General features: G+C 71.7%; 21 protein-coding genes and 2 pseudogenes. 13 read left to right on the top strand and 10 right to left on the bottom strand.

The features are described 5' to 3' along the window. Window positions 1–79: 79 nt before the first annotated feature. The 3 genes and pseudogenes from ABD143_RS18220 to ABD143_RS38235 form a co-directional block, all read left to right on the top strand. On the top strand, window positions 80–610 hold the full coding sequence (locus tag ABD143_RS18220; protein ID WP_343979410.1) for an alpha/beta hydrolase: 531 nt from the start codon (window positions 80–82) through the stop codon (window positions 608–610). Window positions 611–665: 55 nt separating this feature from the next. Further along, entirely contained in the window at window positions 666–1,109 is a 444-nt protein-coding gene (locus ABD143_RS18215) for a cation:proton antiporter domain-containing protein (protein WP_343979407.1), read from the top strand. A 103-nt stretch (window positions 1,110–1,212) separates the two neighbouring features. Further along, window positions 1,213–1,839: pseudogene (locus ABD143_RS38235) on the top strand (S1C family serine protease); the annotation flags it as partial. On the opposite strand, the gene ABD143_RS18205 reads toward ABD143_RS38235, so the two are convergent. Then, on the bottom strand, window positions 1,782–2,015 hold the full coding sequence (locus ABD143_RS18205; protein ID WP_343979401.1) for a hypothetical protein: 234 nt from the start codon (window positions 2,013–2,015) through the stop codon (window positions 1,782–1,784). The pseudogene ABD143_RS38235 and the gene ABD143_RS18205 sit on opposite strands and share 58 nt — an antisense overlap. 24 nt (window positions 2,016–2,039) lie before the next feature. On the opposite strand from ABD143_RS18205, the pseudogene ABD143_RS18200 reads away from it, so the two are divergent. Then, a pseudogene (locus ABD143_RS18200) lies at window positions 2,040–2,282 on the top strand (PDZ domain-containing protein); the annotation flags it as partial. 14 nt (window positions 2,283–2,296) lie between these two features. Beyond that, window positions 2,297–3,436 (top strand): baeRF10 domain-containing protein, encoded by a 1,140-nt coding sequence (locus ABD143_RS18195; RefSeq protein WP_343979398.1) that lies wholly within the window; start codon window positions 2,297–2,299, stop codon window positions 3,434–3,436. 33 nt (window positions 3,437–3,469) lie between these two features. Here ABD143_RS18195 and ABD143_RS18190 read toward each other — a convergent pair whose 3' ends face one another. After that, window positions 3,470–4,027 carry a type 1 glutamine amidotransferase domain-containing protein gene (locus ABD143_RS18190; RefSeq protein WP_343979395.1) on the bottom strand — a complete coding sequence of 186 codons (558 nt, stop codon included), beginning with the start codon at window positions 4,025–4,027 and terminating at the stop codon, window positions 3,470–3,472. Between the two features lie 356 nt (window positions 4,028–4,383). Here ABD143_RS18190 and ABD143_RS18185 point away from each other — a divergent pair, with 356 nt between their 5' ends. After that, a complete protein-coding gene (locus ABD143_RS18185; RefSeq protein WP_343979393.1) occupies window positions 4,384–4,548 on the top strand; it encodes a hypothetical protein in 165 nt (54 codons plus the stop codon). 27 nt (window positions 4,549–4,575) lie between these two features. On the opposite strand, the gene ABD143_RS18180 is transcribed toward ABD143_RS18185, so the two are convergent. The 8 genes from ABD143_RS18180 to ABD143_RS18145 form a co-directional block, all read right to left on the bottom strand. Next, window positions 4,576–4,755, bottom strand: coding sequence for a hypothetical protein (locus ABD143_RS18180; RefSeq protein ID WP_343979391.1), 180 nt, complete (start codon window positions 4,753–4,755; stop codon window positions 4,576–4,578). Between the two features lie 142 nt (window positions 4,756–4,897). Continuing rightward, on the bottom strand, window positions 4,898–5,110 hold the full coding sequence (locus ABD143_RS18175; RefSeq protein WP_343979388.1) for a hypothetical protein: 213 nt from the start codon (window positions 5,108–5,110) through the stop codon (window positions 4,898–4,900). 496 nt (window positions 5,111–5,606) lie between these two features. Next, window positions 5,607–5,837, bottom strand: coding sequence for a hypothetical protein (locus tag ABD143_RS18170; RefSeq protein ID WP_343979385.1), 231 nt, complete (start codon window positions 5,835–5,837; stop codon window positions 5,607–5,609). A gap of 672 nt (window positions 5,838–6,509) precedes the next feature. Further along, entirely contained in the window at window positions 6,510–8,426 is a 1,917-nt protein-coding gene (locus ABD143_RS18165) for an MFS transporter (RefSeq protein WP_343979382.1), read from the bottom strand. Window positions 8,427–8,620: 194 nt separating this feature from the next. Beyond that, window positions 8,621–8,821, bottom strand: coding sequence for a DUF2905 domain-containing protein (locus ABD143_RS18160; protein WP_343979379.1), 201 nt, complete (start codon window positions 8,819–8,821; stop codon window positions 8,621–8,623). After that, entirely contained in the window at window positions 8,773–8,976 is a 204-nt protein-coding gene (locus tag ABD143_RS18155; protein ID WP_343979375.1) for a YbbN family protein, read from the bottom strand. The genes ABD143_RS18160 and ABD143_RS18155 overlap by 49 nt, the downstream gene beginning before the upstream one ends. 172 nt (window positions 8,977–9,148) lie before the next feature. Beyond that, window positions 9,149–10,840 (bottom strand): PucR family transcriptional regulator, encoded by a 1,692-nt coding sequence (locus ABD143_RS18150; RefSeq protein WP_343979372.1) that lies wholly within the window; start codon window positions 10,838–10,840, stop codon window positions 9,149–9,151. A gap of 288 nt (window positions 10,841–11,128) precedes the next feature. Next, on the bottom strand, window positions 11,129–11,608 hold the full coding sequence (locus ABD143_RS18145) for a hypothetical protein (protein WP_343979369.1): 480 nt from the start codon (window positions 11,606–11,608) through the stop codon (window positions 11,129–11,131). Window positions 11,609–13,348: 1,740 nt separating this feature from the next. Between ABD143_RS18145 and ABD143_RS18140 the strand changes: the two genes are divergently transcribed. From ABD143_RS18140 to ABD143_RS18110, 7 genes are all read left to right on the top strand, one after another. Further along, a complete protein-coding gene (locus ABD143_RS18140; RefSeq protein ID WP_343979367.1) occupies window positions 13,349–14,287 on the top strand; it encodes a LysR family transcriptional regulator in 939 nt (312 codons plus the stop codon). A gap of 168 nt (window positions 14,288–14,455) precedes the next feature. Beyond that, the gene (locus tag ABD143_RS18135) at window positions 14,456–15,508 is read left to right on the top strand and encodes an aldo/keto reductase (protein WP_343979365.1); all 1,053 of its coding nucleotides are present in this window, start codon (window positions 14,456–14,458) and stop codon (window positions 15,506–15,508) included. Window positions 15,509–15,765: 257 nt separating this feature from the next. Next, window positions 15,766–16,986, top strand: a complete 1,221-nt coding sequence (locus tag ABD143_RS18130) for an acyl-CoA dehydrogenase family protein (RefSeq protein ID WP_343979362.1) — start codon at window positions 15,766–15,768, stop codon at window positions 16,984–16,986. Then, window positions 16,983–18,329, top strand: coding sequence for an LLM class flavin-dependent oxidoreductase (locus ABD143_RS18125; RefSeq protein WP_343979359.1), 1,347 nt, complete (start codon window positions 16,983–16,985; stop codon window positions 18,327–18,329). Before ABD143_RS18130 ends, ABD143_RS18125 begins: the two co-directional genes overlap by 4 nt. Beyond that, window positions 18,326–19,714: an NtaA/DmoA family FMN-dependent monooxygenase gene (locus ABD143_RS18120; RefSeq protein WP_343979355.1), complete on the top strand. Its 1,389-nt coding sequence runs from the start codon at window positions 18,326–18,328 to the stop codon at window positions 19,712–19,714. Before ABD143_RS18125 ends, ABD143_RS18120 begins: the two co-directional genes overlap by 4 nt. Beyond that, window positions 19,711–20,670 carry an acyl-CoA dehydrogenase family protein gene (locus ABD143_RS18115; RefSeq protein ID WP_343979352.1) on the top strand — a complete coding sequence of 320 codons (960 nt, stop codon included), beginning with the start codon at window positions 19,711–19,713 and terminating at the stop codon, window positions 20,668–20,670. The genes ABD143_RS18120 and ABD143_RS18115 overlap by 4 nt, the downstream gene beginning before the upstream one ends. Continuing rightward, window positions 20,667–21,728 carry an LLM class flavin-dependent oxidoreductase gene (locus ABD143_RS18110; RefSeq protein WP_343979349.1) on the top strand — a complete coding sequence of 354 codons (1,062 nt, stop codon included), beginning with the start codon at window positions 20,667–20,669 and terminating at the stop codon, window positions 21,726–21,728. Before ABD143_RS18115 ends, ABD143_RS18110 begins: the two co-directional genes overlap by 4 nt. Window positions 21,729–21,745 lie beyond the last annotated feature (17 nt).

Raw genomic sequence — 21,745 nt, 5'->3', positions numbered from 1 at the left:
GATGCCCCCGAACCCAACCGGGCTCGTGCTCTTCGCGCGGGGGCCAGGGGGCAGCCACGACGACAAGCGGGATGTGCGCGTGGCGAACGAGCTCAACGCGGCGCAGATTGCCACTGTCAGGGTGAACCTGCTCACAGAAGCGGAGCAGCGGATCGATGCCGCGACAGCAGAGCTGCGGTTCGATGCAAACCTCCTGGGCGTGCGCACGATCGCGATGATCGACCGGTTGGCGTCCGATCATGCGACCGCGAGCCTTCCCGGCGGCGTCCTGGGCGCCCACGCCGCCGCAGCCGCATGCCTGATCGCCGCGGCGGCGAGGCCGCATTGGGTGCGGGCGGTCGCCTCGCCGACGGGCCGGCCGGACCTCGCAGGCGAATTCCTCCTCATCGCGCGGGCGCCGACCCTGCTCGTCGTGGGCGAGTACGACGCGCAGTTACGCGCCAGCAACGAGGACGCCGCGGACCGCATCGCTGGCCCCACCCGAATCGCTGTGCTGGACGACGTAGGCCACGTGATCGACGAGCCGAGGGCGCAAGGGGTCCTGGCGGAGATGTGCCGAGACTGGTTCCGCGCGCACCTGCGCCCACGGGCGAAGGCGCACGCTCGGTGACCGAACGTGTCCCCGTCGGTCGCGCTGTTGTTCGAGCCTGGGCATCCTGCTGATCGTGCTGAGCGTGCTCGGCACGATCGCGCGCCGGCTGTCGCTGACACCTGTGCCGCTGTACCTCCTGGCGGGACTCGCGATCGGCGACGGCGGCCTCTCTCTCGTCCCGAGCTCTGGGGCCTACATCGAGACCAGCGCCCAGATCGGCCTCGTGCTGCTACTGCTCATGCTCGGGTTGGAGTTCTCGAGCGACGAGTTCGCCGAGAGCTTGCGGCGCCATCTGCCATCCGTCGCGGTCGACGCCGTTCTCAACGCCACCCCCGGCGCGATCGCCGGGCTACTCCTCGGTCTCGACTCCGTCGGGGTCCTCGCGCTGGCCGCGGTCACGTGGGTGTCGTCGTCCGGCATCTGCGGGAGCCGGCCGCGTTCGTCGCCGTGCTCCTCCGCCCGGCGCCGACGGTGGAGCGTCCCGTGCTGCCCTGCCGGGACGGCCAGATGCCCGTAGTTCGTCCTGCTGGGCTGTGCACTACGCCCTGCTGGTGCTGGCAACGTCCGTGCTGCCGACGAGTGGGAGCCGACACTCGTCCCGAGATCGAGGAGGCGGACCGATGCGACAGGTTCGCCGTGCGGATCCGGGTGCGAGTTCGGCGTGGGCTCACGTCCTCACGCTGCTCCTGGTGGCCACGGCCGCTCTGGCCGGGTGCTCCGGCCGCGACGACACGGCGCCCGCCCCGCGGATCGCGGAGGGGTTGTCGGAGGAGTTCGCCGCGGTCGTTCAGGCCGTCTTGCCGTCGGTCGTGGAGATCAACCAGCCGGGATCGGTGGGGTCCGGCGTCGTCTTCGACCGCTCCGGGCACATCGTGACCAACGCGCATGTCGTCGGTATGGGGAAGGCGTTCGAGGTCAGGTTCGCGAACAGCAGCGCCGTGCGGACGGCGACGCTCGTGTACTCCTGGCCGCTCGAGGACATCGCGGTGATCAAGGTGCAGGACACCGGCGGCCTGGTGCCCGCGCAGTTCGGCGCGGCTCGTGACCTGCAGGTGGGCGACATCGTCATGGCGATGGGCAGCCCGCTCGGGTTGGAGAGCAGCGTGACGCAGGGCGTCGTCTCGGCGCTGGGCCGGACCGTCTCGGAGCCGCCGGAGCCGCAGATCGGCTTCCCCGGGACCGTGCTCCGTCAGACGATCCAGACGAGTGCCCCGATCAACCCCGGCAACAGCGGTGGCCCGCTCGTCAGCCTCGACCGCAAGGTCGTCGGCATCCCCTCGGTCGCCGCCGTGAACCAGGGCATCGGCGGGGTGGCAGCCGGGATCGGGTTCGCGATCCCCGGCGACATCGCGAGCGACCTCGCCCAGCAGATCATCGACCACGGGCGCGTGATCAACTCGGGACGCGCGGCTCTCGGGATCACCGGGCTGACCGTCACGAACGACCAGGGGCAGCCGATAGGGGTCGCGTCGCCGCCCTTGATCCGAACGGGCCCGCCGCGAAGGCCGGCGTGCGTGTCGGCGACCTCATCACCCGCTTCGGGGGCGAGAAGATCCGGACCGCGCAGGACCTGCAGACGCAGATCGCCTCACGTCGTCCGGGCGACGCCGTTCGGCTTACGGGGACGCGGCCGCCGGCGGCAGAACCGTTCACGATCACTGTCACGCTCGGCGAGCTTCCGGTCACCTGAGAGGACGGACGGCGATGCTCGAGGTCGAGACGGTCGACCGCATCCTGCGGATGGACGGCGACGGTCTGCCGGTGCTGTCGGTGTATGTCAGCATCGACCCCGACGACCGCCGCGCCTTCCCGAGCCGCGTGGACGGGGTGCTACACGAGGTCCGCCTGCTCACCAAGGACCCCGACCTGGACCGGGAGGCCCGGTTGTCCCTGCGCGGGGACGTGGAACGCATCGTGGAGGCCGTGACGGAGGTGCACCTCCGCCCGCAGGCCGTCGCGTTCTTCTCGTGCTCCGGGCGGGGGTTGTTCGAGGTCGTCGAGCTGCCGCGCCCGGTTCGCGACCGCCTCGTGGTCGACGCGACGCCGTGGGTCCGTCCGCTGGTGGCGGTGCTCGACGAGTACCACCGCTGCCGTGTCGTGGTGGTCGACCGCGCGCATGCCCGCTTCTGGGACCTCTACCAGGACGAGATGGTCGAGCGCGGCAAGCTGCGGGACCGGGCGCTGCGCAAGCCCGACTACGCGTACGGGATGCGCGAGGTCGCCACGAGGAACAAGGCTGAGCTGCTGGCGAAGCGGCACTACCGCGCCGTCGCGCAGCGGCTGGCCGAGGATCTCCGCCGGCGCGAGTTCGACATCGTTGCCGTCGGCGGCCACGAGCACGAGATCCCGGAGCTCCTGGACCACCTGCCGCGAGAGGTACGTGACCGCGTCGCCGGGACGTTCCAGGTGCACCCCCGCGAGGAGGACCTCGGGACGATCCGGGACCGCGCGCAGGAGGTCGTCGACCGCTACGAGCGGACGGAGGAGGAGCGGCTGGTGGCGGAGGCCCTGGAGAAGCATGCCGCTGGTGGGCTCGCCGCCGTCGGTCTCGACGACTGCTTGTGGGCCGGCGCCACTGCCGCGGTCGAACTGCTCCTGGTCCACGACGAGGTCATGCGGCCAGGCGTGGTCTGTGCCGACGACGGCTGGATGGCGACCGCGGGCGACCGGTGCCCGATCTGCGGCAACCCGCTGCGCAGGACTCCGGATGTCATCGACGAGCTCGTACAGGCAGTCATCGACGAGGGCGGGAGCATCGAGCATGTGGTGGCGGAGACGCGGCTGCGCGAACATCTGTGTGCCGCGACGCTCCGCTTCCCATTGCCGCCCCTCCCGGCCGGCTGACGCACCGGGAGGGTGGCGTTGACCGGAGTGACGTCAGCGCGACACCGGCGCGCCGGCGAACTGTTCGACGATCGCCCGGCAGAACGCCGGAAGGTCGGCCGGCGAGCGGCTGGTGGTGAACTGGCCGTCGATCACCACCTCCTCGTCGACGACCTCGGCCCCGGCATTGCGCAGGTCGGTCCGCACGCTCGGCCACGAGGTGAACCGGCGCCCCCGGACGACATCGGCCTCCACGAGCGTCCAGGGGCCGTGGCAGATCGCAGCCACCGGCTTGCCCGTTGCGACGAATGCCTTGACGAACTCGACGGCGTCGGCGTTCATGCGCAGCTGGTCGGGGTTCACGGTCCCGCCCGGGAGGAGCAGGGCGTCGTAGTCGTCGACGTTCGCGTCGGAGACCTGCCGGTCCACCGGGAACGTCCCGGCGGACACCATGTCGAACTGGCGGGCCTGGATCTCGCCCGGGTGTATCGAGAGCAGGTCGCTCCGCGCGCCTGCGCCGTAGAGGGCTCCCCGTGGCTGTTCGAGCTCCACGCGCTCGACCCCGTCGGTCGCCAGGATGGCGATCGTCTTGCCCTGCAGCTCCGAGCCCATGAGTCGCTCCCCATTCCGTCTGTGGCCGTTAAGGTCGCCGCGGCGCTCGCTGCGCCGGCAGCGCGACCTTCCCGGAGCCGGGCCACGCGGCTCGTCGGCCTGACGGGACCAGAAACCCGCCCGCAGTCCACCCGGGGAGCCAGCCGGGGTAAGCCGGGTTCCCGGCAGAGGTCTCACAGGGTGGCCTCCGGGACGGGCCTGCCGGGCCGAGAACGGAGGGCGAGATTGCAGCCTGCGGACCGGTGCACGACGTGCCCCGGTGATACGACCGTCGCTGCATCAAGGTGGTGGAGGTGGAGGTCGTGGCCGCGCCCCGGATGTGACGGCGCTTCCACGTGTGCGGCATCCCGACGCTGATGGTGCTGCGCAGAGGCGAGGTGGTGGCCCGGCGCTACGGTGAGATACAGGCGCCGGCCCTGCGCACCTGCCTGGACCACGCACTGCGTGATCAGGCCGAATCGACGTCCGATGGCGGCATCGCGCTCCGCACCCCTCCGGCTGCCGACCTGGCCGGGGTGTAGCCGGACCACGAAAGGGCCGGGCTCCGGCTACACCCCGGGGTAGAAGTCGGCGAGGTGCAGGTCGAACTCCATCAGGTCCGGGTGCCCGAAGAAGGCGAGGTTCGCGCTGTCGGCGGGGCAGCCGGGCTGGTGGCGGACGGCGCAGAGGCGCCGGGTGGCAGGGCAGTGTTTGCACTGCACCGGCACCAGCGCGTGACGAGCGGTCACGCGTTCTCCTCGACGATCCGCGCGGACCGGGCGGGCGGGAGCGGGGAGCACCGGGTCACCGGTCCGCAGAGGAATCTCAGGCTATGCGGCGCGACAACGGTGCACCACTTCCTGTGCCGGGGGTTACGGCCGGGCGACGGACTCAGTCGGTGCTGGTCGCCCGGCGGTGGGCCTGCAGCAGGTGGCCAGCGAACCACACGAGGGTTCGCCCGGAGGTGTCCACCCCCGGCATCAGGCGCAACGACTCGTAGGCCGTCTCGACGCAGCGCGCCAGGAGCACTCGTTCCTCCTCGACGGCGGCGGCGAAGGAATCGGAGGAGCCCGAGTCCTGGCGGGTGGGAGCGGTCCTCGTCATGAGCCCTCCTCGTAGATCGATCGGCTTCCCGTAGGACGATGGTCTGCCCTGGTACTGCTCGCACGCACGGTGCCGGCGGCACGAATATCGCTGCAGGGAGTCGGCCCGGGAGGTCAGGTCGGCGTCGGCCGTGGTGGTCGGCCCGCGGTGCGGAGATTGCCGTACCGACTTCGGCCGAGCCGGGCCGGTGCGGTGCAGGCTCACGGTGCACAACGCCAGGTCCACCGACTACACCCTCATGATCATGACTGGGTGGCCGGCATCTTTCTGCCGATCGTGCTCGCCTACCAGGCGTGGACCTACTGGGTCTTCGCCCGGCGGATCGGTACAGCGAGCCCCCCGTCGAAACACCGGGCGGGCTGACGAGCCTGCGCCCACTGGATCCGCGGCTCGTGGACGCTGTCGGTTACCCGACGCTGGCCTGCGCCGCGCATAGCGGATGACCGACGCCGGCTTGCTCGCCAGCGGCGGGTTGTCCAGCGGCGCCGCAGGCCGGTCATCCTTTCCCCTCTCCCATCGGAGATGGCGGCGCAGCCGGGGGTTGCTCGGCGTCGAGGCGAATCGAGTGCCGCCACACCACAGCGGTGAGGGCCATGACGAGAATGAGCGCCATCAGGATGACCAGTTGAATCCCTTGCGGGTTCCACTGGAACGACCTCTCGGCGGCTGCGGTCAGGATGAGGACGCTTCGGACGGCGGCGACCAGGCCCACCACCAGGAAGGGCACGGGGTCCAGGGGCGCCCCGGTGTTGGACCGCGATCGCGACAGTGTGCAGCAGCTCGGCGACGATGAACAGCAGCAGAGTCTCCTCGAGAATCGCGAGCACGACCACCGGTAGGTTGTAGGGGCCGGCCAGTACGACTGCGATGAAACGCACGGTGTCGACGATCAGCACGATCCCCAGCACCGTGAGCAGGATCGCGACCACCACGTGGATGATGTCCTCGGTGGCCTCGATGGCCCGAACCACGCGCGCGAGCACGCCCCCGGGATGGACCGGCATGCCTGCTCCTCCCCGCGTCGGCCGAGGTTCATTCACCCTGGCCTCCGGATACCTCCTCCATGCGCTGCAACTGGGCCACCGTGAGTTCGATGTCGTAGTCCGTGCGCTGCCGGGGACCTGCACGAACCGCCGGGCCGTGGTACGCCCGACTGCAGATACGACGCTCCGCCGTCGTCACGGCCGCTGGCCGTCAGGACTCCACCCAATTAGCCTCGTCGCTTACCGCCCGCCAGTCCTCGGCCTCGCAGGCTCAGTAGTGCCCGCCCACCCTGCACCGCCGCGACTCGGCCGGCCGTGCCGGACCTCCATGGTCCGACCTCGCGGGCGTCATGAGACGGGCAGCGCAGGCGGCCCGTCTGGCGCGGAGCAGGAGAGCTGGTCCTGACGGCGCCGCGTCAGCGGTCGGCGCCGGCGCGTCGAGTGGTGCCGCGACCCCGGGGCGGGCCGTAGCTGTCGCGGGACAGCCGCTGCACGCGACCCTCATCCACCGCGTGTCGCAACGCCCGGCGGAAGCGGCCGGGACCCCAGAAACGCCCCCCGGCATAACCGGCCAGCGCCCCGCGCCGGGTCGGGCCCAGTCCTTCGACTGCCCCCTCGATCGCGGCGATCTCCCGGTCCATCGCCTCGTCCGACGCCGCTGCCCAGCGGCTCGTCGTGCCCGCGGTGCCGATCTGGCCGGGTGAGTAGAACGCGCAACCGGGGCCGGGCCGGACCGCCCGCAACCCGTGCCGCTCATCCGCCGCCCGCTCGGCGGCGCGCCGCAGGATTCGCATGTTCCGCTCGCGCGCCGCCCGATGCTCCTCCTCGGTGGTGCGGGCGGGCTCACGGGCCGCCTGGATGGCGCCCTGCTGCTGGGGGTCGGCGTCGGCCTCCTCAGCGGTGAGCGGGGTGGCGATGTTCTCCAGCGACCTGCCCTCGGCGCGCACCCCGAGCGCCAGCTCCGCCAGCCCGCCGACAGCCATGGCGCCGGCGCCGATGAAGAAGCCCAGCGCGATGAGCCGAAGGTCACCGCTGTGGATGAAGTTGCCGAAAAGCAACGGACCTGCGATACCACCCACCGCCGTGCCGACCGCGTAGAACAGCGCGATCGCGAGCCCCCGGATCTCCAGCGGGAACACCTCGCTGACGGTGAGGTATGCGGAGCTCGCGCCGGCCGACGCCAGGAAGAACGACGCGAGCAGCAGCACCATGAACCAGGTCGTCGTGAGCCTGCCGTCACGCAACAGGATCCCGAGGCCGGCGACCAGCACCGCAGACCCCAGATACGTCCCCGCGATCATCGGAATTCGGCCGACCGTGTCGAAGAGCCGGCCCAGCAGCAGCGGACCGAGGAAATTGCTCAACGCGAACACGGCCATGTACGCGGGCACCGCCGACGAGCTGACGCCGAACACCCCGCTGAGCAGCGTCCCCAGGTCGAACACGACCGCGTTGTAGAGGAAGGCCTGCCCGATGAACAGCGCGAGACCCAAGACCGCACGGTTGGGGTAGCGCCGGAAGGCGATCGCGACGAGGTCCCGGTAGCGAATGTTCTGCCGCAGCCGAATGACGATCTCGTAGGACGGCGGCGGCAGCTCGACGCCCGTTTCCGCCCGCACCTCCTCCTCGATTTGGTCGACGATGCGCTCGGCGTCGCCCGCCCGCCCACGAAGCAACAACCAGCGCGGGCTCTCCGGCACGTGTCTTCGCACGAGCAGGATGCCCAGGCCGATCACGAAGCCGAGGCCGAAGGCGATCCGCCAGCCGATGCTCGGCGCGAACAATGACGCGTCGAGCAGCAGCAGCGACACCAGAGCACCGAGCCCCGACCCCACCCAGAAGGTCCCGTTGATGGCGAGGTCCACCTGCCCGCGGTTCCGGGCCGGGATCAGCTCGTCGATCGCGGAGTTGATCGCCGAGTACTCCCCACCGATGCCAACCCCCGTGAAGAACCGGCACAGGAAGAAGTACCAGGGAGCAAACGCGAACGCGGTCAGGACGGTCGCCACCAAGTAGACGGCAAGAGTGACCATGAAAAGCTTCTTGCGCCCGAGCCGGTCGGTGAGCTGACCGAAGAACAGCGCACCGAGGCAAGCGCCCGCCACGTAGAGCGCCGCGCCCGTCCCGATGTCGGCGGCCGTCAGCATGATCCCGCTGCCCGGCTCGATCATCCGGGAGGCCACCGCGCCGACGATCGTGACCTCCAGGCCGTCAAGGATCCACACCGACCCCAGGCCGATCACGATCCGCCAATGGAACGACGACCACGGCAGCCGGTCGAGCCGAGCCGGGAGTGCGGTCCGGATGGTCGTTCCCGAGCGGGGGGCGTCCATCGGTGCCACCTCCACCAGATCGGGCCAGCCATCAGCCGCATTCTGCGAGTCGCCGGCGCCCACTGGCACCGACCCGGCGACGCAACGCCTCGACGTCTCGTTCGACCCGCCAGCGCGACCGGGAGCAACAAATGGCGTCGAAAAGCCATCCGCGAGACCGCGGGCGAGGTCGACGTCGCGACCCCGCAGACCCGTCAGCGGTTGAACAACGAAAGGGCGAGCGACACGAGCAGCATCGATGTGATCGGGATGTAGATCCTGGTGTTACCACTGACGATCCGGATATCGCCCGGGAGATGCCCTAGCCAGGACAGCAATCCTGTCCACGCAAGGAGCCCCGCGACGATCAGGAGGATCCCTCCGCCCACCAGCCATGTGCCCAGGAGCTTAGCCATCGCACGAGAATGCGCCTGAGCTGCGGTTCCCGCACGCGGCACCGCGCGGACCTCGATGCGCCCCGCGAGGGCGGGGCCCGGTCGATGTCGACCTTAACGAGCTTGATCCGGCCCGCCCGCTCGGTGACCGACTGCTCCAGGGCCGGGCTCACCATGCGGCACGGGCCGCACCACGTGGCCCAGAGATCCACCAGGAAGCAAGGAAGTCGAACGCACCATCCAATCAGCTCAAGAACTTCCTACGACAAACGCGCCTATGTCTTCCACAGCACCGTCACTGTCGCCGCGATCCGCTTATGGCTCCGACCGTGATCCGCCGGACAGGCCCTAGTCAGAGCCTCGCAGGATCTGCCAGGCTCTCGTGGCGACATGCAGGTTCAGCCGGTTCTCGACATCGCCGAGCTCGCGGCCGGTGAGCTCGCGGATTCGCCGGAGCCGATACCGCAGTGTGCTGCGGTGAATCGCGAGTGCGCAGGCCGTCATGTCATAGTTCCCGCCGCATTCGTAATACTGCCAGAGCGTGGTGACGAGGTCGGAGCGGTGGGCTGCATCGTAGTCGACCAACGGGCCGAGCCATTCGCGGACGAACTCGCGGAGTTCGCGGTCGCGGTCACCGTCGCCGGTGGCGAGCAGCCGATAGATGCCGAGGTTGTCGAAGACAGTGACCCCGTTGGGTGCCATCGACTCCTGCCTGATGCGAAGGGCCCGAAGGGCCTCCGAGTAGGAGCGAGGAAGCTTGGACGGCACGTCGGCCGACCCGCCGACACCGATTGCACCGTCCTCGTTCTGAAGTCTCGTGCTTATCGAACGGTACAGTTCCCTCCACCGCATGCCGGTCCATCCCGGGCTCGGGGTGAGTACGTCCACCGCTCCAGCCCGCCAGCTCAGCAGTACTCCGGTATCCAGCATAGTGGCCGCCACCCGCTCGATGGTGCGTGCCACCAGCTCACCGGTCCCGGCGCCCGGCCATTGCATGACCAGGACCTGATGCGGCAGAGACAAATCGTGCCCCAGGGCGGTCGATCGAAACCGTGCGCTCTCGTCGTCGGTACCGGTGAGGAGATCATGGACGAGATCCCCGCGTAGGCGCAGCTCGGTTTCGGCCATACCGCGACGATGGGCCAGCTCCATGGCGAGGACGACCGCGGCGTGCTCGAGAGCGAACAGATCGTGCTCAACGGCTCGGTGGTCGGGGTCGATCAGCACGAGTACCCCGAGCACCTCGTTGCGGGGCTGGGCCAACGCGACGAACCGATCGCGCTGGCGTATCGGACGTCCACTGCGCCGGGCGGCCGTGAGCAGCTCGGACCGACGGTGTGGCGACATTCGCGGGTAGGGCATCGGCCGGCCCGGACCGCACCACTCCAGCAGGTTGCCGAAGGTGTCCTCGATCGCGACCGCTAGACCGGTGAGGTTGTGCAGGCTGTTGGCGATGCCTGCCTCGCCCCCACCGGAGGCAGCCACGGCATTGAGCCGTTCGTCGGCGTGGCGTCGTCGCTCGAGATCGGCCACAGCGTTCGTGAGCTGCTCGTTGAGCTCGCTGAGCCGGGTGTTGAGGTTACGCAGCTCGACGACGTTCCGCCGCTCGCGCCAAGTGAATCTGGCACTGTTCAGAGCGGCACCGATTTGCTGGGCGAGTGTCCTGAGAAGGTACTGCTGGTCCATGGGCGGTTCGGTGTCCGCGGTGACGACGAGGTAACCGGCGTGGCCTCCGACGGCGCGCAACGCGTAGGCCCGGGCCCAGGGGGCGCCCGCGACGTGGACCGAACCGTCCGACCCCGCCAGGGAACGAAGCCGCAACTGCAGCGCTGCGCTGCCGTCGCCGACGCGCCTCAGATCGTCGCGGAGCAGGTATGCGCCCTCGGTGCGAGCCGACCCCAATGCGGCGACGGAATCGGCCGCGAACTGGATGATCTCCGTCTCGTAGGTGCGGTCGAACATCACCATCGACAGCGCGAAAATGCTCGAGAGCTTGGACATCCGCTCCCGCGTCGAGTCGATCAGCTTTCGGCTATCCATCGGGCTCCTCGGTCCAGGACGGCACAGCGAACCCCAGAGGACGCTACTCGCCGAAGGTTGCAGCCTGAGCTGGAAGAACCCATCCGGCCAGCAATCCGGGGCCTTGCATTCACCCAAACGGGGAAGCCGCGTCGCGGGGGGACCGAGTACCGACGGATGTGGAACTCTTGTGCCGCTCCACGCCCCACCCAGACCCCGGCCTGCTACCGCGGGCCAACACATCGGCGTAGAGCTGCAGGTAGCGCTCCGCCATCCGTGCGGGGGGTGAATCGGGTGGCGGCCACGCGGCTACACTCCGCCGGATCCGGCCGCCCTGCCGCACAGAGTGTTGGCCGCAGTTGAGCGTGACGGTGTCGGCGCCATTGACGGTGACGATGTCGTCGACGTGCGCAGGCCCCTTCGGCGGGTGCCGGACGGGCCTGGTCGTCGAGGTGGCGGCTTGGTGATCAGGGTGGGGTGTTGGTCATGGTAGTCATTCGGCGGTGACCTCGGCGACCCGGCGCGGGTGGAGGATTCGTCGACTATGGCCTTGTCGGCGGCGAACGCGGCGGCGAGGGCTTGCAGGGCGAGGTTGTTGACCGCGCGGGGATAGCCGCGGCTGGTCTGGTGGATCAGCGCGGTGGCGTCGTCGGAGAACAGCGGGTCGGAGCGTCCGGCGAGGGTGAGGTGGTGGCGCAGGTAGCTGCTGGTCTCCTCTCCGGTCATGGGCGGAATGGCGTAGCGCAGCCCGATCCGCTGATCAAGTGCGGCGAGCACGTCGAGTTTCATCCGCCCGCGCAGGGGGACTGCCCGACGAGCAGGCAGGCGTTATGCAGGTGATCTTGTCAAGAGTTTCCGGGAAGAATCTTGGAAACTGGCCGTCGGTGCGGGTGAGCAGCGTCAGAAGGCCTCGTCGCCGAGCCGGGTGAGGAGCCCTTCGAAGATCTTCTGGCGGCCGTCCGCCATCGACATCCCCGGCCTTTCGCCGCCCGAACCGCTGATCCGGCTAGATGCTGATCTTCACCAACGAGGTCGGTGTCGGCGGACGGCGCGGGCCGCCGCCGACCATCACGACCGCGCCACGCGCCACGCCCCGCAGGACGAGCAGGAGATCGGTCGCACCGAGTGCCACTGCCGGGGCGAGCAGCGCTACGCGCTCGCCGGCGTCGGCCCACCGTTTCCGCCGTCGGTGCCGGGCGGGGCAGCGCCACGAGCGGCCGGTGCGGGCAACTCGGAACCCTGCCGGACCGACGCACATTCGGCGGTTGCCGGACCGGCTCCGGTTTTCACGATCCAGAAGCGGCGCAGGCGATGCCGTGAACGGACCGGGTCCCCGATGTGCGGCACCGCCGGCGGCTCCGTCTCCGCGCGATGTCTAGGCGCCTGCTGAACTGGGAAAGGAGCACAACGGGCGGGATCTGGATGCGCTTCCGAACGGCATGCGCGCCGTTCCGATGGGCCACCCGCGGTGCGCGGCCGGAGCCTGCGCACCGCGGGTGTCGCACCGGCGTACCGCGGCCCCGGCGGCAGGGGTCGCGATCAGCCGGATGTCTCGACGCCGCGCGCCGGTGGGCAGGGCTCGCCCGGCGTCACCTCCGAGCCGCCACCGCCAGGGCCGGAATGGCTTCGGGGGCGTCGGGGGCGTCGGGGCGCGTGGCGGAATTCACCTGCCGATGCGCTTTCGGGCAGCCCGGAACCACTGCCGGGAATTCAGCCGAGAAGGAGCCCTCGAGCAGCCCGAACCGGAGCTCAGCTCACGAGGAGTGCCGGGCGACACCACTGGCCGTGCGCATGACCGAAGTCGATGTGCAGGCGCGAGGTCAGAATCGGCACAACGGAAAGAATACATCACCCGATCAGCACACGGCAACCAGGCGCTATTCGGCACAATTGTCAGGACATATACGGCGACTTTCGTACCGGACGTGCCGGCGGACCGGGCGCCGGAAGGACCGCGGAACGGACGTGAATGCCCGTACAGCACAACCGCGGGGGCCGGGTCCGGCGAGGGCGCCGGGCGGAGTCAGCGACAGCGCTCGTCGAAGGTGTGCATGCGGCGCGACGGCCAGAACAGCTCGAGATCCGACGACGGCACGCGGCATCGCGCGGCACGGCCGCGGGCCGGGAAGGTGCTCGCCGGGATCACCGCATCATCGTGGGCGCCCGGGACGGGCGTCCACAAGGCGTCCGCCAGATGGCAGGACGGGCCCGCGAATTGTCCGTACCAGCGGAAACAGGCCGACCAACCGGTCGTTCGTGTGATGGGTCACAGGCCGCGCAACGCTCCGCTGCCGCGTTGCTACGTTGCCGTCGTGCCCACCACGGACCTCACGAGTCGGCGTCACGTCGATCTGGTCCGCGTCGGCTCCGCACGCTGTCCGCGCTGACCGGCGCACCCCGGACGGTCCCGTCCGGCGGCCCGCGCCCCGAGCGGACGGGAACGCCGACCCGCCCGCTCCCCGGCCGGCCCCACCCCGGTGCGCCCGTTCGGCGGGGCGCCGCCGCCGGGGACAGCACAGCGGAGATCCCATGTACGACGTCCGGCGGCTCGTCCTGATCCGCGACCTCGCCGAGCACGGCACCGTGACCGCTGTGTCGGAGCTGCACGGCATCAGCACCTCCGCCGTGTCGCAGCAGCTGCGGGCCCTCGAACAGGAGGTCGGCAGCGTCCTCGTGCGCAAGGTCGGCCGCAGCCTGCGGCTCACCCCCACGGGCGAGGTGCTCGTCGAGCACGCCCGCCGGGTGCTGGTGACCCTCGACGAGGCCGAGAGCGCCGTCGCCGCGACCAGGGGCGCGGCCGGCGGCGACGTGCGCGTCGTCGGGTTCCAGTCGGCCATCGCCGCGCTGGCCGGGCCGCTGTTCACGCAACTCCGCCAGGACCACCCGGAGCTGCGCATCCGGCTCGTCGACGGCATCCGCGAACCCGCGCTGCGGGCCGTCCAGCTGCGCGAGGCCGACCTCGCGATCACCTACCACTACTCGTTCGGGAACCGGGAGCTGCCGAGCGGGATCGGTTCGGAGTTCCTCTTCCCCGACCCCCTCGTCCTGCTCACGCCCGTCCACCTGCACCCGGCGGTGGCCGCGGAGGGCACGGCCGCGCTCGCCGACGAGGACTGGATCGCGGTGCCCGACGGCGGCCCGTCCATCGAGTCCCTGTCCTACCTGTGCCGCCGCGCCGGCTTCCACCCCCGCATCCGGCACCGGATCAGCAACTTCTTCGCCATGGCCCGGCTCGTCGAGGCCGGGGCCGGGGTCACGATCCTGCCGTCGCTCACGGTGACCCCGGAGCTGGAGCACCTGGTGGCGTGGACGTTCGCCGAGGACACCCGCATGATCGAGGTCGCCTACCGCACCGGCACCACCGCCCACCCGTCGGTGGCGGCGACGATCCGGGCGCTGCACCGGGTTGCGCGCGCCCGGCGGCAGGCACCGGCCGGCTTCCGCGGTCCGATCGGGCGCACGGCCTGAGCCCCCAACCGTGTAGCGGGCGCGCGGTCGAAGCAGGACCGCGGGTGAAGCAGGACAGCGGGTGAAGCAGGACTGCGCGGTTCCGGAAGCCGGGCGTCCTTGTGCCCGGGGGGAGCGGTTGCCGAGACTGGCGGGGCCCCCGCCCCCTGAGAAGGAGCACGCGAGCCCATGCCCGACACCGTCCGCCTCGGTCGCACCGGAGTCGCGGTCAGCAGGCTGACCCTCGGCGCCATGAACTTCGGCGCCTGGGCCAACCGCGACCACGACGACGCCGTACGGATCATCCACGCCGCCCTGGACGCGGGGATCAACGTCGTCGACACCGCCGACGTCTACTCCGCGGGCGAGAACGAGGAGATCGTCGGCCGCGCGCTCGCGGGCCGCCGCGACGACGTCGTGCTCGCCACCAAGTTCCACGGCGTCCGCGGCGAGGACCCCAACCGTCGCGGCAACTCCCGCCGCTGGATCGCCCGCGCCGTCGAGGAGAGCCTCAGCCGGCTGCGCACCGACCACATCGACCTCTACCAGGTCCACCGCCCGGACCCCGACGTCGACCTGGAGGAGACCGTCGGCGCCCTGTCCGACCTGGTGCACCAGGGCAAGATCCGCTACTTCGGCACCACGACGTTCGAGGCCCACCAGCTCGTGCAGGCCCAATGGGTGGCGCAGCGCCGCGGCCTGGTCCGCCCGGTCACCGAACAGCCGCCCTACTCGATCCTCGCCCGCGGCGCCGAGCGGGCCGTGCTCCCGGTCGCGCAGGAGTACGGGCTCGGTGTGCTGTCGTGGAGCCCGCTGGCCGGCGGCTGGCTGTCGGGGCGATACCGGCCCGGTGCCGCCGACACGCCCGAGTCCACCCGCCTCGCCCGCCAGCCGCACCGCCACGACCCCGAACTGGCCGCCAACCAGCGCAAGCGCGACGCCGCCGAACAGCTCGCGAAGCTCGCCGACGAGGCCGGGCTCACCGTCGCGCACCTGGCCGTCGCGTTCGTGCTGGAGCACCCGGCGGTCTCGTCGGTGATCATCGGACCGCGCACCCGCGAGCACCTCGACCAGCTCCTCGGCGCCGCCGACGTGCGACTCTCCGACGACGTGCTCGACCGCATCGACCAGATCGTCCCGCCCGGCGTGACGATCAGCCCCGCCGACGAGGGGTACCTGCCGCCCTCCCTCACCGACCCGGCCACCCGCCGCCGCCCGCTCCCCCGCCGCCCGGCCCCCTGACCGGGCCCCTGGCCGGACCGCGGGACCGCCCGACGGGCCCGCTCGCACCCGGCTCCGCGAGCACCCCTCCCATCGACGGGATCGGTCGAACAGTCTCGCCCTCCCGGGTGTCCACGGCCCATCGCGAAGCGGGGCTGCGCGGTTCCGGAAGCCCGACCTCCTTGTTCCGCGGGCCCGGCCCTCCCAACACTGGGACGACCCCCACCCCCGGCACCGCCCGGCCGTCTCGCCCGGCGTCCCGACCACCAGGAGGAACCGTGACGACGCAGGCCGAGCCCCGCGCACCCGGGCGGTCACCCACGGACGAGGAACTCGCCGAACGCTTCCGGCCGGTGTTCGACCGGATCGCCGAGCACGCCGTGGAGCGGGAGTCGCAGCGGCGGCTGCCCCACGAGGAGATCGGCTGGCTGCGGGCGGCCGGGTTCGGCGCCGTGCGGGTGCCCGTCGAGCTGGGCGGCTCGGGCGCGACCCTGACCCAGCTCGTCGCGCTGCTGATCGACCTGGGTGCCGCGGAGTCGAACCTGCCGCAGGCCCTGCGTGCGCAGTTCGGGTTCGTCGAGGGCCTGCTCGCCGACCCGGGCACGGAGCGCTCCCAGCGGTGGCTCGCCGCCGCCGGCCGGGGCGTCCTCGTCGGCAACGCGACGTCCGAGCGCGGCGCGAACGTGCGCGGCATCGCCTCCACCACGCTGTCGGAGCGGGACGGGCGGCTGCTGCTCAACGGCACGAAGTACTACACGACCGGGAGCCTGTTCGCCGACCACCTCTCCGTCGCCGCACAGGACGCCCGCACCGGCAGGCGGGTCGGGGTGCTGGTCCCGGCCGACGCGCCCGGCGTGGAGCGCCGCGACGACTTCACGGGCATCGGGCAGCGGCTCACCGCGAGCGGGACGACCGTGTTCACCGACGTCGAGGTCGACCCCGCCGAGTTGGGGGCGGCCGGGACGCTCGCGGGCTACCGGGCGGGGTTCGCGCAGCTCGTGCTGCTCGCCGCGCTGGCCGGGATCGCCCGCCGCGCGGCCGACGACGTGGCCGACTATGTGCGGCGCCGCACCCGCACGTGGGGCCACGGCAACGCCGACCTGGTGCGGGCCGACCCGCTCGTGCAGCAGGTCGTCGGACGGGTGGACAGCGCCGCGCACGCGGCCCGCGCGACGGTGCTGGCCGCGGCGGCGGCGCTGGAACGGTCGGGGCCGCACGACCGGGACCCCACGGGCGAGATCGACGTCTACCGGGCCCAGGTCACCGTCCCGGACCTGGTGCTGCGCGCGACCTCGGAGCTGTTCGAGGTGGGCGGGGCGTCGTCGGTGGACGAGGACCGCGGGCTCGACCGGCACTGGCGCAACGCCCGCACGATCGCCGTGCACAACCCGGTGATCTACAAGCAGCGGATCGTCGGCGAGTACCTGCTCGACGGGACCGCCCCGGAGTTCACCCCGTCCGTGGGGATCGCGCCCGCACTCGTGGAGGGGCAGCGGTGAGCAGGCAGGTCCACCTCAACGTCAACATCCTCAACGCGGGCGTCTTCGGCGGGTCGTGGCGTTTCCCGGACACCGACCCGCTGGCGAGCTTCACGCTCGGGCACTACGTCGACATCGCGCGCAAGGCCGAGGCGGCCGCGTTCGACGCCGTGTTCCTGGCCGACGGGCCGGGCGTGCGCGAGGACCTGCGGTACCGGCCGTTCAACAACCTCGAACCGACCGTGGTGCTGACCGCGATCGCCGCCGCGACCAGCCGCATCGGGCTGATCGGCACGCTGTCCTCCACGTTCAACGACCCCTACGACGTCGCCCGCAGGCTCGCCACCCTCGACGTGATCAGCGGCGGGCGGGCCGGCTGGAACGTCGTGACGACCGCGGGCGCCGACGTCGCCGCGAACTTCGGGCTGGACGACGAGGTGGAGCACGCGGCGCGCTACCGCCGCGCGGCGGAGTTCGTGCAGGTCGTGCGGGCGCTGTGGAACAGCTGGGAGCCGGGGGCGTTCGTCGGCGACGTCGAGCGGCACGTCTTCGCCGACGCCGACCGCATCCACGCCGCCGAGCACCGCGGCGAGCACCTGTCGGTCGCGGGCCCGCTCAACGTGCCGCGCTCCCCGCAGGGCGAGCCGGTGGTGGTGCAGGCCGGCGCGTCGAGCGACGGGCGGGCGCTGGCCGCCGCCGTCGGCGAGGTGATCTTCACGGCCGCGCAGACGATCCCGGACGCGCGCGAGTACTACGTGGACGTCAAGAGCCGGGCGGCGCTGCTGGGCCGCGACCCGGAGCAGGTCGTCGTGCTGCCGGGGCTCTCGACGGTGATCGGCGCGACGGAGGCGGAGGCCCGGGAGCGGCGGAAGCTGCTCGCCGAGCTGGTGCCCCCGGAGTACGCGCTGAACCGGCTCGCCGGGCAGCTCGGCGTGGGCCGCGAGGACCTGGACCTCGACCGCGAGCTGCCGTGGCGCCTGCTGCCCGAGCCCGACGCGTCGGGCGGCTCGCAGACCTTCTACAAGGTGGCCACCGACCTCGCCCGCCGGGAGCGGCTCACCGTGCGGCAACTGCTCTTCCGCCTCGGCGGCGGGGCCGGGCACCGGATCGCGACGGGCACCCCTGAGCAGGTCGCGGACACGATCCTGGAGTGGGTCGACGCAGGTGTGGCCGACGGGTTCAACCTCATGCCCGACGTCCTCCCGGAGGGCTTCGACGCGTTCGTCGACCACGTGGTGCCGGAGCTGCGCCGCCGGGGCCGCTTCCGCACCGGGTACACGGCGACGACCCTGCGCGGGCACCTCGGGCTGGACGAGCCGCAGTGGCAGCGGCCCGGCGCGCGGGCCGAGGCGGTGGCGCGGTGAGCACCGCGTCGGGGAGCGCGGCGGGGAGCGGGTCGCGGACGCTGCACTTCCTGGTGAACGTCGGCGGGGCCGGCTACCACCCGGCCGCGTGGCGGGAGCCCGGCGCGGAACCGGCCGGGTTCGTCGACCCCGCGCACTTCGTGCGGGTGGCCCGGGTCGCCGAGCGCGGACTGTTCGACGCGGTGCTGCTGCCCGACATCCCGGTGCAGCAGCCCGGGATCGCGCGCGGCCCGGCGGCCACGCTGGAGCCGACGCTGGTGTCGACCGTCATCGCCGCAGGCACCGAGCGGATCGGCGTGATCCCGACGGCGTCGACGTCGCTCAACCACCCCTACAACCTGGCCAGGCGGATCCTGTCCCTCGACCACGCCAGCGGCGGGCGGGCCGGCTGGAACGCGGTGACGACGTTCCACCCCGGCGCCGCGCGCAACTTCGGCGTCGAGGACCTGCCCGAACGTCCCGAGCGGTACCGGCGGGCGGCCGAGTTCGTGCGGGTCACGACGGCACTGTGGGACTCCTGGGAGGAGGGCGCGCTCCTCGGTGACCAGGAGGGCGCCCGGTTCGCCGACGCCGCAAAGGTGCACGCGCCCGGCCACCGCGGCGAGTTCTTCGCCGTCCGCGGCCCCCTCAACGTCGTCCGCTCACCACAGGGGCGGCCGGTGCTGGTGCAGGCCGGGGCGTCCGGGCCGGGGGTGGCGTTCGCGGCCGCCCACGCCGAGGTCGTCTACGGCTCCCAGCTGGGGCTGCCCGGCGCGCTGCGCTTCACCGCGGAACTGCGGCGGGCGGCGGGCGAAGCGGGGCGGGACCCGTCGGCGATCCGGGTCGTGCCGGGGCTGGTGCCGGTGGTCGGCAGCACCGAGGAGGAGGCCCGGCGCCGGTTCGACGCCCTGGAGGCCCGCCGTCACCCCGACGACGAGCCGCTGCGCGCGTTCGCGGCCTGGCTCGGGATTCCCGTCGAGGACATCGACCCGGACGCGCCGCTGCGCCCCGACCAGCTCCGCCTGCCCGCAGGCCGCATCGGCCCGGAGGGCTTCTTCGCCTCCCTCGCCGCTCACGCCGCCGAGAGCGGGCTGCCGGTGCGGGAACTGCTCGCGCAGTTCCTCGGCGGCCACCGCGTCGTCGCGGGCACGCCGGAACAGATCGCGGACCACATCGAGACCTGGTGGCGCCGCGGCGCCGTCGACGGCTTCACGATCGTGCCGCCGGTGCTGCACCACGACCTGCCGGCGTTCGTCGAGCACGTGGTGCCGGTGCTGCAGAAACGCGGCCTGTACCGGACGGAGTACCCGGGCCTGACCCTGCGCGCGAACCTCGGCCTGCAGATTCCGCCGAACACGTTCGCGCCGGCCGGACCCGACGGCACCCGACCCCTGGAGGCATCGTGACCGCCACGGCCGGCATCGTCGACGAGACCACGGAGCCGACCACAGGGCCGACCACAGGGCCGACCGACGCGCAGCTCCGCGCGAGGTTCGGCCCGCTCTTCGAGCGCATCGCCGCAGGAGCTGTCGAGCGGGAGCAGAACCGGCGCCTGGCCATCGAGGAGGCGGGCTGGCTCCGGGACGCCGGTTTCACGGCGATCCGGGTGCCGCGCGAGCTCGGCGGGGACGGGGTCGATCTGCGACAGCTGTTCGCGCTGATCGTGGACCTGGCCGCCGCCGAGTCGAACCTGCCGCACGCGCTGCGCATCCACTTCCGGTTCCTCGAAGAGCGGCGCCGAGAGCGCGACATCGAACGAGGCCGGGACTGGCTGCGGCGGATCACCGGCGGCGCCGTACTCGGCACCGCGGTCAGCGAGCGGGACGGGAAGTTCCAGCAACCCGCGACGACCTTGCGGCAGGTCGGCGACCGGCTGGTGCTCAACGGCACGAAGTACTACAACCACGCGATCTTCGAGGTGGGCGGGTCGTCCGCGCTGGACCACCGCTTCCAGCTCGACCGGCACTGGCGCAACGCCCGCACGCTGGCCTCGCACAACCCGGCGACCTACCGGGAGCGGCAGCTCGGCGACTTCGTGCTCACGGCAACGCACCGGTGTTCCTCACGGTGGAGGACAACTCGGGCGCTGCGACGGGAGAGCCGCGATGACCGGGTTGCTGCTCGTCGGGCCGAACAGGTCGCCGACGACCTGCAGGCGTGGTCCGAGGCCGGCACCGCCGACGGCTTCACCGTGATGCCCGCCGAGACCGGCGTGGACCTGGAGAACTTCGCCACGCTCGTGGTGCCGATCCTGCAGGATCGTGGACTCTTCCAGAAGGAGTACGCCGCGCCGACCCTCCGTGGCCGGTTCGGCCTCCCCTTCCCGCACCAGCCACACGTCGCGAACGGAGTTGCCGTATGAGTCGCGAGTTCCTCTGGTACATCCCCAACACCGTCGAGCCGGGCCACCGCGGCGACGACACGGTCGACGGCTGGGGCAGCCTCGACTACTCCGTCGGACTCGCGAGGACGGCCGAGGAACACGGCTGGGGCGGTGCCCTCATCGGCACCGGCTGGGGCCGTCCCGACACCTTCACCGTCGCCACCGCCATCGCCGCCCGCACCACGTCGTTCGTCCCGCTGGTGGCGGTCCGGCCGGGCTACTGGCAACCCGCCCACTTCGCCAGCGCCGCGGCCACCCTGGACCGGCTCTCCGGCGGCCGCCTCTACGTCAACGTCGTCACCGGCCGGGACAACCTGTCCGCCTACGGCGACGGGGAGTTCGACTACGCCCGCCGCTACGACCGCACCCGCGAGTTCCTCCAGGTCGTGCGGCGGCTCTGGCACGAGGAGGACGTGACGTTCAAGGGCGAGTTCTTCCGGGTGGAGAACTCGACGGTGGCGCCGCGACCGACCGGCGGGCGGCACCCCCGGCTGTACTTCGGGGGCGCGTCGAGCGCCGCCGAGGAGGTCTCCGCGACCGAGGCCGACGTCCAGCTGTTCTGGGGCGAGCCGCTCGACGGCGTCGCCGCGCGGATCTCCCGTCTTCGCGACCTCGCCGAGCGGCTCGGCCGCGAGCACGATCCGCTGGAGTTCGGGCTGCGGATCACCACCGTCGTCCGGGACACCACGGAGGAGGCCTGGCGCGACGCCGAGGCCAAGGTGGCGCAGATGGCCGGGCAGCACGAGCCGCTGCGCGGCAACCACAACGGCTCCACCGGGCAGCAACGCCTGCTCGACCTCGCCGCGCAAGGCGAGGTGCTCGACTCCTGCCTCTACACAGCACCCGGCAGGTACGGCGGCGGCGGCGCGGCCACCACCTGGCTCGTCGGTTCGGCCGCGGACGTCGCCGCGGCCCTGGAGCGCTACGCCGACCTGGGCATCACGCACTTCGTCCTCTCCGACACGCCCTACCAGCAGGAGGTGGCCCGCATCGGAAACCAGCTGCTGCCCCTGCTGTGCGAGCCGGCGACCAGGTGAACGTGCCGGGCTGAGCC

The sequence above is a fragment of the Pseudonocardia aurantiaca genome (assembly GCF_039526725.1).
GTDB lineage: Bacteria > Actinomycetota > Actinomycetes > Mycobacteriales > Pseudonocardiaceae > Pseudonocardia > Pseudonocardia aurantiaca.
The sequence above is the reverse complement of the archived record's forward strand: the minus strand, read 5'-3'. Positions and strand labels throughout refer to the sequence as shown.

Coding starts and splice junctions, on each gene's coding strand:
- ABD143_RS18145 (WP_343979369.1), bottom strand. CDS start 11,608: ATGAAACTCGACGTGCTCGCCGCACTTGATCAGCGGATCGGGCTGCGC.
- ABD143_RS18160 (WP_343979379.1), bottom strand. CDS start 8,821: ATGGCTAAGCTCCTGGGCACATGGCTGGTGGGCGGAGGGATCCTCCTG.
- ABD143_RS18175 (WP_343979388.1), bottom strand. CDS start 5,110: ATGACGAGGACCGCTCCCACCCGCCAGGACTCGGGCTCCTCCGATTCC.
- ABD143_RS18155 (WP_343979375.1), bottom strand. CDS start 8,976: ATGGTGAGCCCGGCCCTGGAGCAGTCGGTCACCGAGCGGGCGGGCCGG.
- ABD143_RS18195 (WP_343979398.1), top strand. CDS start 2,297: ATGCTCGAGGTCGAGACGGTCGACCGCATCCTGCGGATGGACGGCGAC.
- ABD143_RS18135 (WP_343979365.1), top strand. CDS start 14,456: ATGCCCGACACCGTCCGCCTCGGTCGCACCGGAGTCGCGGTCAGCAGG.
- ABD143_RS18185 (WP_343979393.1), top strand. CDS start 4,384: ATGGTGCTGCGCAGAGGCGAGGTGGTGGCCCGGCGCTACGGTGAGATA.
- ABD143_RS18190 (WP_343979395.1), bottom strand. CDS start 4,027: ATGGGCTCGGAGCTGCAGGGCAAGACGATCGCCATCCTGGCGACCGAC.
- ABD143_RS18140 (WP_343979367.1), top strand. CDS start 13,349: ATGTACGACGTCCGGCGGCTCGTCCTGATCCGCGACCTCGCCGAGCAC.
- ABD143_RS18150 (WP_343979372.1), bottom strand. CDS start 10,840: ATGGATAGCCGAAAGCTGATCGACTCGACGCGGGAGCGGATGTCCAAG.
- ABD143_RS18110 (WP_343979349.1), top strand. CDS start 20,667: ATGAGTCGCGAGTTCCTCTGGTACATCCCCAACACCGTCGAGCCGGGC.
- ABD143_RS18165 (WP_343979382.1), bottom strand. CDS start 8,426: ATGGACGCCCCCCGCTCGGGAACGACCATCCGGACCGCACTCCCGGCT.